The organism is Hydrogenobacter subterraneus (genome assembly GCF_055390195.1).
In genome coordinates this window covers 604,420-618,981 of sequence record NZ_AP042473.1, presented here as the reverse complement: position 1 = coordinate 618,981, position 14,562 = coordinate 604,420, and the positions used below count along the sequence as shown (strand labels likewise).

13 protein-coding genes, 1 pseudogene and 1 CRISPR repeat array are annotated in these 14,562 nt (G+C 40.5%); of the genes and pseudogenes, 6 read left to right on the top strand and 8 right to left on the bottom strand.

From position 1 onward, the window contains the following. Window position 1: 1 nt before the first annotated feature. The 3 genes and pseudogenes from ACZ5GB_RS03485 to cobA all read left to right on the top strand — a co-directional run bounded on the left by ACZ5GB_RS03485 (window position 2) and on the right by cobA (window position 3,540). The gene (locus ACZ5GB_RS03485; protein WP_464327593.1) at window positions 2-2,020 is read left to right on the top strand and encodes a molybdopterin oxidoreductase family protein; all 2,019 of its coding nucleotides are present in this window, start codon (window positions 2-4) and stop codon (window positions 2,018-2,020) included. Beyond that, window positions 2,004-2,798 (top strand): uroporphyrinogen-III synthase, encoded by a 795-nt coding sequence (locus ACZ5GB_RS03480; RefSeq protein ID WP_464327592.1) that lies wholly within the window; start codon window positions 2,004-2,006, stop codon window positions 2,796-2,798. Before ACZ5GB_RS03485 ends, ACZ5GB_RS03480 begins: the two co-directional genes overlap by 17 nt. Then, window positions 2,791-3,540: pseudogene (gene cobA / locus ACZ5GB_RS03475) on the top strand (uroporphyrinogen-III C-methyltransferase). Before ACZ5GB_RS03480 ends, cobA begins: the two are co-directional and overlap by 8 nt. 17 nt (window positions 3,541-3,557) lie before the next feature. Then, window positions 3,558-4,313: a CRISPR direct-repeat array (repeat unit 29 nt; unit sequence CTTTATATTCCTCATTGTCCAAATCCTAC). Window positions 4,314-4,539: 226 nt separating this feature from the next. Here the strand turns inward: cobA and cas3 are convergent. The 6 genes from cas3 to ACZ5GB_RS03445 all read right to left on the bottom strand — a co-directional run bounded on the left by cas3 (window position 4,540) and on the right by ACZ5GB_RS03445 (window position 11,518). Beyond that, window positions 4,540-6,807, bottom strand: a complete 2,268-nt coding sequence (gene cas3 / locus ACZ5GB_RS03470) for a CRISPR-associated helicase Cas3' (protein WP_464327591.1) — start codon at window positions 6,805-6,807, stop codon at window positions 4,540-4,542. Beyond that, complete coding sequence (gene cas5b / locus ACZ5GB_RS03465; protein WP_464327590.1) at window positions 6,798-7,544, bottom strand: type I-B CRISPR-associated protein Cas5b; 747 nt, start codon at window positions 7,542-7,544, stop codon at window positions 6,798-6,800. Before cas5b ends, cas3 begins: the two co-directional genes overlap by 10 nt. After that, a complete protein-coding gene (gene cas7i, locus ACZ5GB_RS03460) occupies window positions 7,532-8,605 on the bottom strand; it encodes a type I-B CRISPR-associated protein Cas7/Cst2/DevR (protein ID WP_464327589.1) in 1,074 nt (357 codons plus the stop codon). The genes cas5b and cas7i overlap by 13 nt, the downstream gene beginning before the upstream one ends. Beyond that, on the bottom strand, window positions 8,571-9,974 hold the full coding sequence (locus ACZ5GB_RS03455; protein WP_464327588.1) for a hypothetical protein: 1,404 nt from the start codon (window positions 9,972-9,974) through the stop codon (window positions 8,571-8,573). The genes cas7i and ACZ5GB_RS03455 overlap by 35 nt, the downstream gene beginning before the upstream one ends. After that, on the bottom strand, window positions 9,971-10,663 hold the full coding sequence (cas6, locus tag ACZ5GB_RS03450) for a CRISPR-associated endoribonuclease Cas6 (protein ID WP_464327587.1): 693 nt from the start codon (window positions 10,661-10,663) through the stop codon (window positions 9,971-9,973). The genes ACZ5GB_RS03455 and cas6 overlap by 4 nt, the downstream gene beginning before the upstream one ends. 90 nt (window positions 10,664-10,753) lie before the next feature. Then, window positions 10,754-11,518 (bottom strand): TIGR01458 family HAD-type hydrolase, encoded by a 765-nt coding sequence (locus tag ACZ5GB_RS03445; protein ID WP_464327586.1) that lies wholly within the window; start codon window positions 11,516-11,518, stop codon window positions 10,754-10,756. Between the two features lie 92 nt (window positions 11,519-11,610). Here ACZ5GB_RS03445 and acpP point away from each other — a divergent pair, with 92 nt between their 5' ends. The 3 genes from acpP to rnc are packed head-to-tail and all read left to right on the top strand — an operon-like array spanning window position 11,611 to window position 13,761. Continuing rightward, window positions 11,611-11,847, top strand: coding sequence for an acyl carrier protein (gene acpP, locus ACZ5GB_RS03440; protein ID WP_464327585.1), 237 nt, complete (start codon window positions 11,611-11,613; stop codon window positions 11,845-11,847). Continuing rightward, window positions 11,844-13,085: a beta-ketoacyl-ACP synthase II gene (gene fabF, locus ACZ5GB_RS03435; protein WP_464327584.1), complete on the top strand. Its 1,242-nt coding sequence runs from the start codon at window positions 11,844-11,846 to the stop codon at window positions 13,083-13,085. The genes acpP and fabF overlap by 4 nt, the downstream gene beginning before the upstream one ends. Beyond that, window positions 13,057-13,761, top strand: a complete 705-nt coding sequence (gene rnc / locus ACZ5GB_RS03430; RefSeq protein ID WP_464327583.1) for a ribonuclease III — start codon at window positions 13,057-13,059, stop codon at window positions 13,759-13,761. The genes fabF and rnc overlap by 29 nt, the downstream gene beginning before the upstream one ends. Here the strand turns inward: rnc and ACZ5GB_RS03425 are convergent. Together ACZ5GB_RS03425 and ACZ5GB_RS03420 are read right to left on the bottom strand one after the other, a co-directional pair. Then, window positions 13,739-14,245 carry a hypothetical protein gene (locus ACZ5GB_RS03425; RefSeq protein ID WP_464327582.1) on the bottom strand — a complete coding sequence of 169 codons (507 nt, stop codon included), beginning with the start codon at window positions 14,243-14,245 and terminating at the stop codon, window positions 13,739-13,741. The genes rnc and ACZ5GB_RS03425 overlap by 23 nt on opposite strands. Further along, on the bottom strand, window positions 14,202-14,561 hold the full coding sequence (locus ACZ5GB_RS03420; RefSeq protein WP_464327581.1) for a toprim domain-containing protein: 360 nt from the start codon (window positions 14,559-14,561) through the stop codon (window positions 14,202-14,204). Before ACZ5GB_RS03420 ends, ACZ5GB_RS03425 begins: the two co-directional genes overlap by 44 nt. Window position 14,562 lies beyond the last annotated feature (1 nt).

The window sequence follows — 14,562 nt, the reverse complement described above, 5'->3', positions numbered from 1 at the left end:
AATGAAAGCCTTTCAATGTCCTTACTGTGGAGTGGGCTGTGGCCTTCTGTGGGATGAGGGAAAGATAAGAGGGGACAAGGGCCATCCGGCCTCACGGGGAGAGGTCTGCAAAAAGCCCCTTTATTATCCAGAAGCGATGCACAAGGGAAGGCTCTTAAAGCCCATGTTTAGGGAAAATAAAAAAGAGCCCTTTAGGGAGATAAGCTGGGAAGAGGCCTATTCCATACTTTTAAAGAAGTTAAAAGAACACTCTCCCGAAGAGCTTTACTTTTACCTTTCAGGACAGCTTTTGACGGAAGACATATATGTGATGAACAAGTTTATAAAAGGTTTTTTAAAGACAAATAATGTGGATGCCAACTCAAGGCTCTGCATGGCAACGGCCGTATCTGCCTACAAGCTGGCCTTTGGCTCCGATGGCCCACCCTGCTCTTATGAGGACCTGGATGATGCAGAGACCTTTGTCTTTGCGGGCTCCAACGCCCTATGGACTCATCCTGTGCTTTTCAAGAGGATACTCAAAAGAAAGGCTAAAGGAGAGGCTATAAACATAATAGTTATAGACCCTGTAAAAACACAAACGGCCCAAAAGGCAGACAAACACTACCAAATAAGGGCTGGAACAGATGCTGTGCTTTTTAACTCGGTGCTTTACGTGCTTTATGAGAAGGGATGGATAGACGAAGAGTTTATAAAGAACCATGTAGATGGCTTTGAAGAGGCCATAAAGGAAGCTTTAAAATATCCACCCAAAAGGGCCTCGGAGATATGCAAGATAGAAGAAAAAGATATATGGGAGCTTGCGGAATACTACGCCTTTAGCAAAAAGCTCATATCCCTGTGGTGCCAAGGCCTCAACCAATCATCGCAAGGTGTTATGAAGAACATAGCCCTCATAAACCTACACCTTGCCACAGGAAGGCTAAATAACAAGGGCTGTCCCTTTTCTTTGACCGGCCAGCCCAACGCCATGGGTGGAAGGGAGATGGGCTATCTTTCCAACGGCCTTCCGGGATACAGGGATGTGAGGAAGGAGGAAGACAGGGAGTTTATGGAAGCCTTTTGGGGAATTCCTACGGGTAGCATAAAGCCCGAGCCGGGTCCAACCATTACAGAGGCCATAGACCTTATGCTTAAGGGAGATATAAAGTTTTTGTGGGTGGTTGCCACAAACCCTGCCATTACTCTACCAAACCTTGGCAAGGTGTGGAAAGCCCTTGAAAAGGTCTTTTTGGTGGTCCAAGATGCCTATTGGAACCATACCTGTGAGTTTGCCAACCTCCTACTTCCCGCAAGCCAGATGGGTGAAAAGGAAGGGGTGATGACAGGGTCCGACAGGACCATAAGCCTATGCACCAAGTTCTCAGAAGCTCCCGGCCAAGCCAAGGAAGATTGGAGGATATTTACAGAACTGGCCCAAAGGATGGGCTATGAAAGGCACTTTCCCTACAGGTCTTCGGAAGAGATCTTTAACGAGCTAAGGAAGGCCACAAAGGGTAGGCTATGTGATATATCTTCCTTTTCTTACAAAGATTTACCCAAGAGGTGGGGAGGAAAACACCTTTATGAGGACCTAAGGTTTAAGACGGATACAGGCAGGGCCAAGATGTACCCAGCCGTATACAAGCATCATCATGCAAGGTTTATCCTTATAACGGGAAGGACAAAGAACCAATGGCATACCATGACAAGGACTGGCAAAAGCCCAGAGCTTTTAAAGGGGGAGGAAGAACCTTTTTTGCTTATGAACCCAGAGGACGCCCAAAGCATGGGGATAGCGGAAGGAGACAAGGTCAAGCTTATGTCTTTGGAGAACAAGGAGCTGGTTGAGTTAAAGGTAAGGCTTGGAGATATAAAGAGGGGACACCTTTTTGCACCCTTTGGCTATGGGTCTGTGCCAGTTAACCTGCTTTTAGGAGAAAAAATAGACCCCATTTCAAAGGAGCCAGAGCTAAAGTTTACACCTGTTTTGGTCTATGCAAAGGATAGGAGGTTTATGGCCCATGAGCTTGAAAGGTAAAAGGATTGCCATATGCGCCACAAGGAAAGCGCTGGATATAACAGAGAAGATCATAAACTTAGGTGGTAGACCCTTTGTGGAGGATATAGTTAGTATGGAGTATGTGCCAGAGGAAGAGGTAAGAGATGCTCTTATAGAATCCTTGTCCTTAAAGCCACACTTCTTTTTGTTTACCACCGGCGAGGGAGCGGAAAGGGTGTTCCAAGTGGCGCAGAAGTATGGCCTTTTTGAGCCTTTGAGGGAAAACATGCTAAAAGGAACTATTCTGGCAAGAGGCTATAAGACAAGAAAGGTGCTTCTTAAATATGGCTTTGAGGGCTTTAGGACCGTGGAAAGCTCGGGAGAGTTCATAGGTTTTTTGAAGGAGGAAGAGGTAAAAGGAAAGGTGGTCTTTATTCAAATGTACGGCGAGGAGCTTCCAGCCTTGGAAAGGCATATGCTTGAAGCTGGTGGAAAGGTCCTAAAGGTGTGGGTCTATAGGTATGTGCCAGATATGGAAAGAATGGATGCCTTTATTGAAAAGCTTTTGAATGGGTTTTACGATGGGGTGCTTTTCACTTCAGCCTTTCAGGTAAGGTGGCTCTTTGCCAAGGCAAAGGAAAGGGGCCTAAACAAGGAACTAAGCAAAAGGATGAGCAAAGAATTGACCACCGTATCCGTTGGGCGCACCACCGCAAAGGCTTTGTTTGAAAACGGCGTTATAAGGGTTTTTATACCAGAGAGGGAAAGGCTCAGCCTTGCAATAAAAGAACTCATAAGGGCCTTTGAAGATGGGTAAGGTCTATATTGTAGGCGCAGGACCAGGAGACCCAGAGCTTTTAACGCTTAAGGCTTTGAGGCTAATAAAGTCCGCCGATGTTATCCTCTACGACAGGCTCATAAACCAAGAGATACTTCTTTTTGCCAAGCCAGACTGTGAGCTGGTCTATGTAGGAAAAGAAGATGGAAAGCATACCATAGAACAAGAGAAGATAAACGAGCTTTTGCTAAGGTATGCCCACACAAGGGAAGTGGTGGTAAGACTAAAAGGGGGAGACCCATTCATCTTTGGAAGGTGAGGAGAAGAGGCGCTATTTTTGGCAGAGCACAGCATAGAGTTTGAGATAGTCCCGGGAGTGAGCTCCTTTTATTCAGTGCCAGCCTATGCTGGCATACCGATAACCTTCAGGGGCATATCTTCATCCTTTGCCGTAATAACAGGACATGAGGACCCAAGAAAGGAAAAATCAAACATAGACTGGGAGAGCCTAAAAGGCATAAACACCTTGATAGTTCTCATGGGAGTATCAAGAAGAAAAGAGATAGCCAAAAGGCTTATAGAGGTAGGGAGGGACCCAAAGGAGCCTGTGGCCTTTATAGAGAATGGGACCACAGAGAGGCAGAGGGTCATTTTAACAGACCTTTATGAGTTATCCACAAACCCCCCTGAGGTAAGCCCGCCCGCCATCATGGTGGTGGGAGAGGTGGTAAGGCTGAGAGAGAAGCTTGTCTCATTTAATTTTGTGCTAAAAATAAATTAGACAAAAAATTTTTATACGTTTATATCCCTCATTGTCCAAATCCTACAAGGACACTCCTCTCAAAGCCACCTTTACTCTCTTTTGCTTTATATTCCTCATTGTCCAAATTCTACTCCACACATAATCCCGAAACCTTTTTAAGAACGCAGCTTTATATTCCTCATTGTCCAAATCCTACTCTGCTAACTTAAATTGGAATGGATGTGTTAATTCCTTTATATTCCTCATTGTCCAAATCCTACTATTCTCTTCTTTCTTCTGAGTCTTATAGTCTTTATCTTCCTTTATATTCCTCATTGTCCAAATCCTACGGTAACGAAGCAAAGACAATATTCTGATAACCTCTCCTTTATATTCCTCATTGTCCAAATCCTACTTCGACTACCTTGAAAATTTACAAACTGTAGTAAATACTTTATATTCCTCATTGTCCAAATCCTACTCGTTGAAGTTTCACGCGGGGATTTAGCCCACGCTTTCTTTATATTCCTCATTGTCCAAATCCTACCAGAGCGAGGACACGGAAGATAAGAGGATATGCAATACTTTATATTCCTCATTGTCCAAATCCTACGGCACACATATTGCATATCCTCCTGGACATTTTAGTCTTTATATTCCTCATTGTCCAAATCCTACAGTAGAAAAGAGGATAAAAGAGCTTGACCCATTACTTCCTTTATATTCCTCATTGTCCAAATCCTACCAACCTTTTAAGTAGTAGTCTTTCCCCCGCTGATTGTCCTTTATATTCCTCATTGTCCAAATCCTACCCAACACCTACCACCTAAAGCTAATATAGACACCACAACAACTTCAAAAACTTGCCAAGTGGTTCAAGTGAAGCAAAATTTCCGCGAACCTCCAGTTGGGAATTGATAATTTTTCGCAAATAGGCTTCTAAGCCTTGATACATCTTATCCAGAATGCTATGAACCTAAAAAGTAGGTTCACGGATGATTAAGAGATGATAAAGTCCTTATTCAATTGCCAAAAATATCAAGGGCCATCAAGACCCTCACTTATTACAAGTCCCAACTCCTTATCATATATATAGTTTACCACATACATATCTCTTAGCCAGTCTTTTAGCTTTTTATTATGACTTGCCAAATAGTCTGCTTTTATGCCATTTCTTACATAGCGATAATCCAAATCCACCACAAAGTTAGCCAAAATATCTTTCTTAAACTCCGTGTATTTTATATTCTCACCAAGTCCTTTTATAGCCTCAATAAAATTCTCTTCCATACTCTTTGGAATGACAGGCACACTAAGGATTTCTCTGAAGAATTTTTGTGCATCATCTTTTTTAATCTCATTATAGCCTGCATTCAAAAGCTTTATAGCATCTTTAAACTCTTGGATATAACTTGACTCTGAATTTGAATTTTCAAGTTCCTTGTATAGCCCTTCCACAAGATCTCTCTTTTTAATCTCTGGAAGATAGTCTATGCCTTTTAGAAGCTGTAAAGACTTATCCAAAAGTTCTTTAAGATATACCCTACCTACTCCAGATGGTTTTGTGATTATCACATTAGGCTCTTGTAAGTCTAAGCTTTCTTTTCTTTTTCTTCTTGCCACTCTTCCCATCCTTTGAATAAGTGCATCTATAGGAGCAAGCTCTGTAAAGAGGACATCCACATCTATATCCAAAGAAGCTTCCACAATCTGAGTGGCCACCAAAATCTTTGGTGTCTTTTCATTCTCAGGCTTTGGATTTTTAAACTCTTCTAAAATAGCCTTCTTTTTCTCGTCTTTATTATCTCCTGTATATTTCATTTCTTTATCCTTTCTTGTATATCTGGAGTGCAATATTTCTATATAAATGTCTTTGTCTTTTTCTTTTAGCCTTTTGTAAATCTCCTGTGCTTTACTTACCGTATTTAGAATAACAGCCACCCTTTTGCCTTCTCTTGCACTCCTCAAAATTCTATCTGTTAAGCTTTCCATTGGCTCATCTACCATCTGTATCCTATGCTTTATAGTGTCAGAGTATTCTTCATAGAGGTCTATAATCTCAAGGTCTTCTAAATTTTCCAGTTCTTTCCTTACAAAGCTTGGAAGTGTGGCAGTCATAAGCAAAAACTTTCCACCAAGCTTTGATATATCCTTGCACAGCTTTACAATGCATGCTACAGCTTTTGGATTGTATGCTTGAACCTCATCTATAACAAGCCTTGAATAAGAGAGTGTGGCATAAATCCTTTCATAGCCAGGGTATCTTAAAGCTGATGGAAATATCTGGTCCCCAGTGGCCACAATCACAGGATAGGAAAGATAATGAGAAAGCTCTATAATCCTTTCCCTTTCTCCTTCTTTTACATCATCACTATTCAAAAGCTTTAAATCCGCATCCGAGTGCAAAAGTCCCACATTTTCGTCTTTAAAGACAGCCTTAGCCCTATCATAGATAGAATTGACTTGGTTTTTGAGTGGTAAGGTGAAAAACATTTTTGTGCCAGCTCCCCATAGGAAGGCATACTCAGTCTTTCCAGCTCCTGTTGGTGCAATGAGGATGATGTTTTTGTCCCTTTTTAGCTTTTCAAACTGCCAGATATTACATCCCAGCCTTTCTCCTATAGCTTTTTCTACCACACCATACTCCACTGGCTTTCTCTCTATAGGCTCATCAATGTTTTCCTTCTGGATATAGGATGTAAAGTGGTCCACTCTCATTAGAGTGCCGAGGACCACTGTTAGTTTGTTTAGTTTTTCCTCCTCATAATAGCGGGCGTATGGATATATCAAATCATCCATTAAAGACTGTCCGTTGTAATTTAAGTAAGCACTATATCCTATATACTCTGCAAACTCTTCAAACTCTTTCATTTCTTCTTGTAAAAGCTTTAATAACTTTTCTCTTAAACTTTCATTTTCTTTTAAACTTTTCATGGCTTTAGGAAAATTCTCTTTGTCTCCATTTAGCACAATACTCCTTATAGTGTCATTGTGATGGTGGAATGCTACAGCACTTCTTAAAATCTTTATCTCCTTTTCAAAAATTCTTTTAAGCTTTAACATATCCATAAACACTAAAGAAAACAAGCTATGTGGCACCTCTGGAAGACTATCTTTAACTTTATTGCCCACCTTCTTTTGAAACTCTGGATGCACCTTTCCAACATCATGAAAGAAGATGGCAAACTCTATAAGCTTTTTCAAATCCTCTGGAAAGTTGGCCACTTCAAATAAAATTCTTGCCTGCTTTAAAAGTCCTTTTGTATGCTCACTCAAAGAGACTCCGTTGCTTTTTGCTAACAGCATGCTTTTTCCCTCTTATAGAAAAACAAAGGAAGCCTTGTCTCTTTATCAAGTATGAATTCCATATCGGATGTGTGTAAGCCATGCAAAAGCTTACTTTCAACGTATTCTGTAAAAACTCTTACACCATTTATAATTTCATAATACAAGCTAACCATATAAGTATTAGCTACCACATCTATATCATACCTATCATACATAAGCTTTTTTGGAAGCCATGTATAGTAATCAAAAGACTCAATTAACCCCTCTTCCGTCTCCACCCTCTTTACATCCTTTACCACAATCCAATCTTCTGCTCTTCCAAGATGTAAAGCCTTGCTTGGAAATCTTATTCTTTCGGAGAGTTCTTCTAAAAGCTCTTCATTCTCATGATAGACATAGATTATAAGCTCCACATCAAAGAGTAAATCCACAAGCACAGGCTGAGTGCCACCTACATGATAAGGAAGTCCATGCTTTGTTCTATTCTTAGCATGGACATACTCTTGAATATGATTCTTTATTCTTAAATTCCTGTAAGTTTGTAAAGTGGTAGCATAGCTCCCATGCTTTCCAAAGATAGAAAGAGATAGACCATCTTTTAATCTCTCTATCTTTTCCTTTTCCTCTAAGCTATTGCACAAAAGCCCCACCACGGTGGAGTATGGCGGTATAGGATAGGTGTGTTGTCTCATAAAGGTGAAAAAGACCCTATAATGTGCCACTGGTTGGTATATCTCTATCCTTATTTCTCCCATACTCCCACTCCAAGCCTTTTTAAAAACTCATGCCATCTTTGTTTTTCTTGACCCTGTATGTTCTTGTGGTCATATTTATATACAAGAGGTTCTCCTACATCTTTCACAATATAATCAGAATCAAAATCCCCATAGTGTAAAACAGGCATTGCCACTTCCAGACCTGCCACATAAAGTCTTAAAGGCTTTATGCCACAGTCTGTTCCAACTCTATACATTAACCCATTCTTTATGACCGTCATAATTTGATAAATTCTTCTCTTTTTCTCATCTTCATCCACAATAAACTTTACTCTCACAAGTCCAGCATCCTTATCCGTTTCAGGCTTTAGCTCTTCTATAATTATCCTGCCTTTATCAAGCTTATACTCATTATCACTTAGTTTTTCTGCCTTTACAGTGTGAGTGAAAATTGGTTTTTTCTCTATCTTCAGGTTGCCTTTCTTTTCACTTCCTGTTATTATCACCTGAATTTTTATGAGGCTCAGTTCTCCATCCTTATACTCCACCCTATTCACATACCACTCATCCACACCAAGCCTTCCCACATCTATGGTAAAGGATGCTCTAAAGGTATTGTAATCATTTTCCTCTTTTACTGGAATAGGTGTAGCATTGGGTACTCTTCTTGCAAAATCATGGTTAGCCATTACATGAGAAGTGCCATCCCAAGGATTTAAAGCTATAGCATGAGTTATACCAACTGGTGCTTTTCTTGATAGCCCCATGTCTCCTTTTATGGTATACATATAGCCAAAAGCATCAAGTTCTGGACTTGTTATTATGTTATGCTTTGTTAGGTCTGGCTGAACAACCACACTTTTATCATCACTCTTTTCTGTGTCCTTATCTGCCACACAGTCTGTTATAGGCCAATTAAATCTGTCATGCAAGGTCCAAAACAGATGATGCCTCAAACTCTTACTTGATATAAAGCTGTAAATCTGTCCATCCTTTTTTATCTTCTTGATGGTTCTCTCATTACCGCCAAGGTTTTCATCCCTGTTTAAAGCCCAGCCGTCAAACTCAATCGTTAGTGTTATTCCTTTCACTCTCATCATTTATCACCTCCTTTTTAGGATTTATAAATTCTTTTAGATAGCTATACATGTAAAACTTAAACTTTTCTTCATCCTGTTCATCAAACAACACATAGGATAAGCTATCTCCCAGCCTCTCTTTGTATAAACTATAAGTCCTTGTGAGTTTATATATAAGCTCATTCCTTCTTCCAAGCTTTACAAGCTCCAAATACCTAAGAATATCATCTTGAATTGCCCCAATTAAACGCCATCCACTGTCTCTTGTCTTCAACTCTCTTATATGCTTTTGCAAGCCTATTCTGATGTCATCCATGTCTTTTCCCTCCTCTATAACTAAATAATAGCTTGTAAGATACTTATCCAAAGCTTTTAAACTCTTTCTGCTTTCCTTTGCTTCCTTAAAATTTCTTAAAATATTCCCTTCAATATATGATAAGTCCTTCTTTACTATAGCATCTATAAGTTCCAAATCCAAGTCTTTTACATTTTTTACAGCTTTTGATAACAACCTTACCCCATCTTTATCCATAGTGCTTATCCTAACCTTTATCTTTTGTTCCTTGTTCCCTTTTCTTTGCTTATCGTAAGTTAAATACACTATATCATAGCTGTTATATGTTTCTAAAAGTTGTGTATTCTTTTCTAAATTATCTATCAAAGCACCTATGGTGGATAAGTTCCACATTGTTTCAAAAGAATCTGCGTTTATAAAGTAAAGCTCATTGTCATTAAACTTGTTAAATCCTATAAGATGACAGAAAAGTATAAAGGAACAATATTTACAAGCAAAAACACTATCCAGATTACAATTGTAAAAAGCATTAGGAAAAGAACTGGTCCCAAGCAAAAGTTTCATAAAGCCTTGATTTAAAGGTGAAATCTCTTCTATTTCAATATCACTAAAACAGAAAGGACATTTTATACTTCCTTGTGGATTGCTATACTGGAAAAACCACTTTATAGCTTCAGCTATCTTTTCTTCATTTTTGTTGCTAAAATAAGCTTTTTGCTTTCCATATAAAGCTTTTTCGTTTTGATAATTAATGATTTTTGACCTTTCTAAGGATAAATCTTTCCAAGTAAGAAATAGCTTAGGCACTTCTATTTTATCATTTTTCTCTTCAGGCTTTTCCTGTTCATTTTCCTGCTCTTCCTGTTCATCTTGCTTATCTTCTTGTTCAGTAATTTCAGCTTCCTGCTTACTTTTTCCCTTTTCTATATACACTATTTCCAGCAATTTCTCCATTTCATCATCCTTCAAATCAATCTCCACATAATTATCCTTGAATAACTTATTTACATCCATCCCCATCTCTTTAAGCAATCTCAAAAGCCCTATAACTCCAGCATTAAAAAGCCAATTGGAAGGATAAAGCACCCTCTTCATAGCACTTCCACCATCCCAAAGCCTTGTGAGGTCCTTAGTCCTATGCCTTTGTTATAAAGGAACTCTAAGTCCTCTGGATGGCCTGAAAGCCTAAAGTATCCATCAAAGCATGTAAAGTATGCATAAGGCTTGCCAAGCCCTTCTCTTATGCCATCTAAGGTATGCTTTACCACCACAATTCTCCAATCCACAGGCTCAAATTTCAGCTCCTTCTTTAGTCCTCTTCCAAGCAAAGCCTTCATAACTTTCTCCTCAATGAGATTTAGATAGATGTTAAACCTTTCAAAGTTTTCTTCTTTCAAAGGATTGTTCCCCTCCCTTTCTATAAGAATAGGAGACAAGCTTTTGCACAAAATCTCCCCCCTCTTTATCTCCTTTCCAGCTTTTACTTCTATGGATTTTACATACTCTTCTTCTAATAGCCCATTGTAAAGCTTTACTATAAACTTGCTATCAAAAGAACTTATCCACAAAGTATGAGGTTTCTCTGAATAAAACACATCCCCTTCCAGCCTTGAGCCTTTAGCCACAAGCACTGCAAAGGTAAAAGGTCTTGGCTTTTTGCTTGCATACAAACTTTCAAAATACTCTTTATCGCTTCTCTCTAAAGCAGACTTTATAAGAGATAGAACCTTATGCCTGTATAGAATTGGAAGTTCTTTATAGTTTAAAAGAGCTCTTAATCTCATTCCCCCACTTGTATAATTATATACACCCAGGTGATAAATTCAATCTTGTGTCCCTACATTTAATTGTCTCATTTATCTTCACCGTTATGCTTATAAAAAGCCAGCGCTTGATAAAAATCTTGGAAGCTCCGCCACGCTCTCCAAAATTGCAAAGGGTTCTATGCCCTTCTTTAGGTCCTCTGGTCTAAACTTGCCAGTCTTTACAAGCACGCCCCTTATGCCCGCATCCTGCGCACCTTTCACGTCAAACTCTATATCGTCGCCAACCATCAAGGCCTCATGAGGTTCCACTTCTAAGGCTTTTAGCACCAAATTGAAAAAGTCCCTTGAGGGTTTTCCTATTATCTTGGCAGATTTTCCGGAGGCATATTCCAAAGCCTTAACAAAGGGACCAGCATCCAAGGAAAGTTTTCCATCCTTATCCATAAAGTATCTGTTTGGAGCCACCGCAATCAGCTCCGCACCTTCCAAAAGGTATCTAAAGGCTGTGTTGAGATTGTCATAGGTAAAGTTCTTATAAGCATCGGCCACCACAACGTACTTTACCGGCTCCTTTGGCACGTCAAACTCCTCATAAACTTCCTCCGTTGATAAAAGGTAAGCACCACCACCTTGAGAAAGAACAAAGTCTTTTGCAATCCTAAGAGCTGTAAAAAGTTCTTTTTCTTCCAGCTCAAAGCCGCAATTTACCAAGCTTTGAAAGACTTTTTTTGTAGGTGTGCGCGTTGTATTGGTTACAAAGGCAAGCTTATAGTGTTTTCGTAGCTCATTAACGGCTTCCACACTGCCCTCAATAACCCTATCCCTTATGCACAGCACACCGTCAATGTCAAAGAGTATGGCCCTTATGCCCATAAGCTTTAATATATATATATCGGAATTAAGACATGCATAATTATAGGGCTTTTGTGGTATAATATTTGGACAAAACAGGCAGGAGGTAGAAAATGGACTTGGAACAGAGGATAAAGGAGATTATAGCAGACCAGCTTGGCGTGGAAGTGGATAAGCTAAATCCAGGAGCTAAGTTCGTTGAAGACCTCGGAGCTGACTCCCTTGACGTGGTGGAGCTTATTATGGCCTTTGAAGAGGAGTTTGGTATTGAAATACCTGATGAGGATGCAGAAAAGATAAGGACAGTGGGCGACGTTATAGACTACCTTAAGGAGAAGGTGAAGTCTTGAAGAGGCGTGTGGTAATAACCGGCTTGGGGGTAGTTTCCCCCATAGGGACCGGTGTAGAAAAGTTTTGGTCTAATTTGATAGCTGGCGTAAGCGGTATAGATATAATAAAGAGGTTTGATCCCGTAGAGCTTGGGCTTTCGGTCCATATTGCGGGTGAAGTAAAGGATTTTGAACCAGAAAAATACTTTGATAAAAAGGATGCTCAAAAGGTATCCGACTTTATAAAGTTTGCAGTAGCGGCGGCAGAGGAAGCCATAAAAGACAGTGGGCTTTTAGAGAGTAAATTTGACCCATATAGAGTTGGTGTAATCATAGGCACTGGCATAGGTGGCCTACGTGATATTGAAGAACAGCAAAAGGTCCTTATGGAAAAGGGACCAAGGAGGGTATCTCCCTTCTTTATACCCTACGGCATATCCAACATGGCAAGTGGTCTTGTGGCCATACGCTTTGGCTTTAAAGGCCCAAACTATTGTGTGGTCTCTGCCTGCGCCACAGGCAATCACTCTATCGGTGATGCTATGAGGCTTATACAGAAGGGGGACATAGATGTGGCCATAGCCGGGGGTTGCGAGAGCGCCATAACACCCCTTGGAGTGGCAGGCTTTGCCTCTATGAGGGCCCTTTCCACAAGGAACCATGAGCCTCAAAAGGCCTCAAGGCCCTTTGATAGAGATAGAGATGGTTTTGTGATGGGTGAAGGCGCGGGTATATTGGTATTGGAAGAGTATGAGCATGCAAAGGCAAGGGGAGCAAAGATATACGCAGAGCTTGTAGGTTATGGTGCCACCGATGATGCCTACCATATTACTGCACCATGCGCCGACGGAGAAGGTGCCTATATGTGTATGAAGCTTGCCTTAGAAGATGCTGGTGTAAGGCCTGAAGAGATAGATTACATAAACGCCCATGGCACTTCCACACCTTTGAACGACAAGTCTGAAACTTTGGCCATAAAAAGGCTTTTTGGAGAGCATGCCTACAAGCTAAAAATAAGCTCCAACAAATCCATGATAGGGCATCTCTTGGGCGCTGCTGGAGCTGTGGAGGCTGTGGCCACTGTAAAGACCATACAAACGGGCATAATACCACCCACCATAAACCTGGAGAATCCAGACCCAGAGTGCGACCTTGATTATGTGCCAAACAAGGCTATAGAGTATCCGGTAAACTATGCCCTTTCCAACTCCTTTGGCTTTGGTGGAACCAATGCCTGCCTCCTTTTCAAAAGACTTTGAAGGTCTTGAAAAGGCTTTAGGCTATCAATTCAAAGACAAAAGTTTATTAATTCAAGCCCTCACACACAAATCTTACGCCGGAGAACATGGCTTAAAAAGCTACGAGACCCTTGAGTTCCTTGGAGACTCTTTAATAAACTTCTTTGTGGTGGACTTGCTGCTTTCCGAATTTCCCCAAGCTTCCGAAGGCGAGCTTGCCATGATGAAATCTTATTTTGTGAGCGAAGAATACCTTTATGAACTGGCCGAAGGCCTCTCCCTTGACCTTTATATCCTTATAGGCGGTAGGAAAAGAAATAGCCATGTTAGCACCTCCCTAATGGCGGATACCTTTGAGGCCCTTTGGGCAGCTCTTTACCTTGACTGTGGTAGGTCTGCGGATACCACAAAAGCCATCTTTTTTAGACTATACAAGGACAGAATAGTGGAGGCGGTAAAAAATAAGGATTACAAAAGGGACTATAAGACGTTGCTTCAAGAGGAAACCCAAAAAAGGTGGAAAGAAAGACCTACCTACCGTGTGGTAAACATAGAAGGTCCTCACCATAGTAGAATCTTTGAAGTGGAATGTAGTATAAGGGAGTTTAGGGCTACCGCAAAGGGAAGGAGTAAAAAGACAGCCCAACAGCTTGCGGCAAAAAGGGTGCTTGAGCTTATACAGTCCTCTGAAGGTTAGACTCAAAAAGTCTTCTGTTAAAGCTTAAAGCTTGTCTTATTACCTCTAAAAAGGCTCTAAAGGGTGTTAAAACAGCATAGAGTTTTGGGCTTTCCCTTTCATATTGAAGTATATCCTCAAGAAGGTTGGCTATCTCTTCCATCTTTGAGTTTATGGAATTTGGTATATCCAACCTTTCTACCTCTCTCCAAAGCTCTTCTGGAATATTGGCAAGGAAGGTTATCTCAAAGTTGAAGACCTCATATAGGTCATAAAGATATTCTATAGCCTCATCAATGCTTTTAAAAAGGTCCTTTTCCACCCTTTGAATAACTTGTTTAAAAGCTTTTAACTCCTCTTCTCCCGAAAGGCAAACATCCGCCAAAAAATTCAGCTCTTCAATATCTGCCCTTAGCTCTTTTAGAGCCATCTCCAGCATATTGAGGTTATACCTTATGATCCTATCCTGTATTAGCAGGGCCGTCAATACGGAGCTTTTCTCCATAGATATCCTCCACATAAAGAATTCCCATAGCTCGCAACTCTTCTCTAAATTCTTCTATTAAAATATATCCCTGGCTTCCCAAAAGTGTTTTTACTTTCTCCTTTATTCTCTCACCATGCTTATCAAGGTCAAAGAGCAGTATAACCTCCGAGTAGCCCTCCAAAAGGTCGGGAAGGTCTGCAAACCTTTTGCCCTCTAAGGTAAATACGTTTTTAATACCAAGCTTAGAAAGAGCCTGTTTATCTCTCTTTCCCTCCACCAAAACGGCTCTATCTTTTGAAGCTTCCCTTAGCCTTTGTATCCAATCAGCAAGCATG

Bases quoted from the DNA above. Each gene is read 5' to 3' on its own strand.
- ACZ5GB_RS03485 (WP_464327593.1), top strand. From the start codon at position 2: ATGAAAGCCTTTCAATGTCCTTACTGTGGAGTGGGCTGTGGCCTTCTG.
- ACZ5GB_RS03480 (WP_464327592.1), top strand. From the start codon at position 2,004: ATGAGCTTGAAAGGTAAAAGGATTGCCATATGCGCCACAAGGAAAGCG.
- cas3 (WP_464327591.1), bottom strand. From the start codon at position 6,807: ATGCTGTTAGCAAAAAGCAACGGAGTCTCTTTGAGTGAGCATACAAAA.
- cas5b (WP_464327590.1), bottom strand. From the start codon at position 7,544: ATGGGAGAAATAAGGATAGAGATATACCAACCAGTGGCACATTATAGG.
- cas7i (WP_464327589.1), bottom strand. From the start codon at position 8,605: ATGATGAGAGTGAAAGGAATAACACTAACGATTGAGTTTGACGGCTGG.
- ACZ5GB_RS03455 (WP_464327588.1), bottom strand. From the start codon at position 9,974: ATGAAGAGGGTGCTTTATCCTTCCAATTGGCTTTTTAATGCTGGAGTT.
- cas6 (WP_464327587.1), bottom strand. From the start codon at position 10,663: ATGAGATTAAGAGCTCTTTTAAACTATAAAGAACTTCCAATTCTATAC.
- ACZ5GB_RS03445 (WP_464327586.1), bottom strand. From the start codon at position 11,518: ATGGGCATAAGGGCCATACTCTTTGACATTGACGGTGTGCTGTGCATA.
- acpP (WP_464327585.1), top strand. From the start codon at position 11,611: ATGGACTTGGAACAGAGGATAAAGGAGATTATAGCAGACCAGCTTGGC.
- rnc (WP_464327583.1), top strand. From the start codon at position 13,057: ATGCCTGCCTCCTTTTCAAAAGACTTTGAAGGTCTTGAAAAGGCTTTA.
- ACZ5GB_RS03425 (WP_464327582.1), bottom strand. From the start codon at position 14,245: ATGGAGAAAAGCTCCGTATTGACGGCCCTGCTAATACAGGATAGGATC.
- ACZ5GB_RS03420 (WP_464327581.1), bottom strand. From the start codon at position 14,561: ATGCTTGCTGATTGGATACAAAGGCTAAGGGAAGCTTCAAAAGATAGA.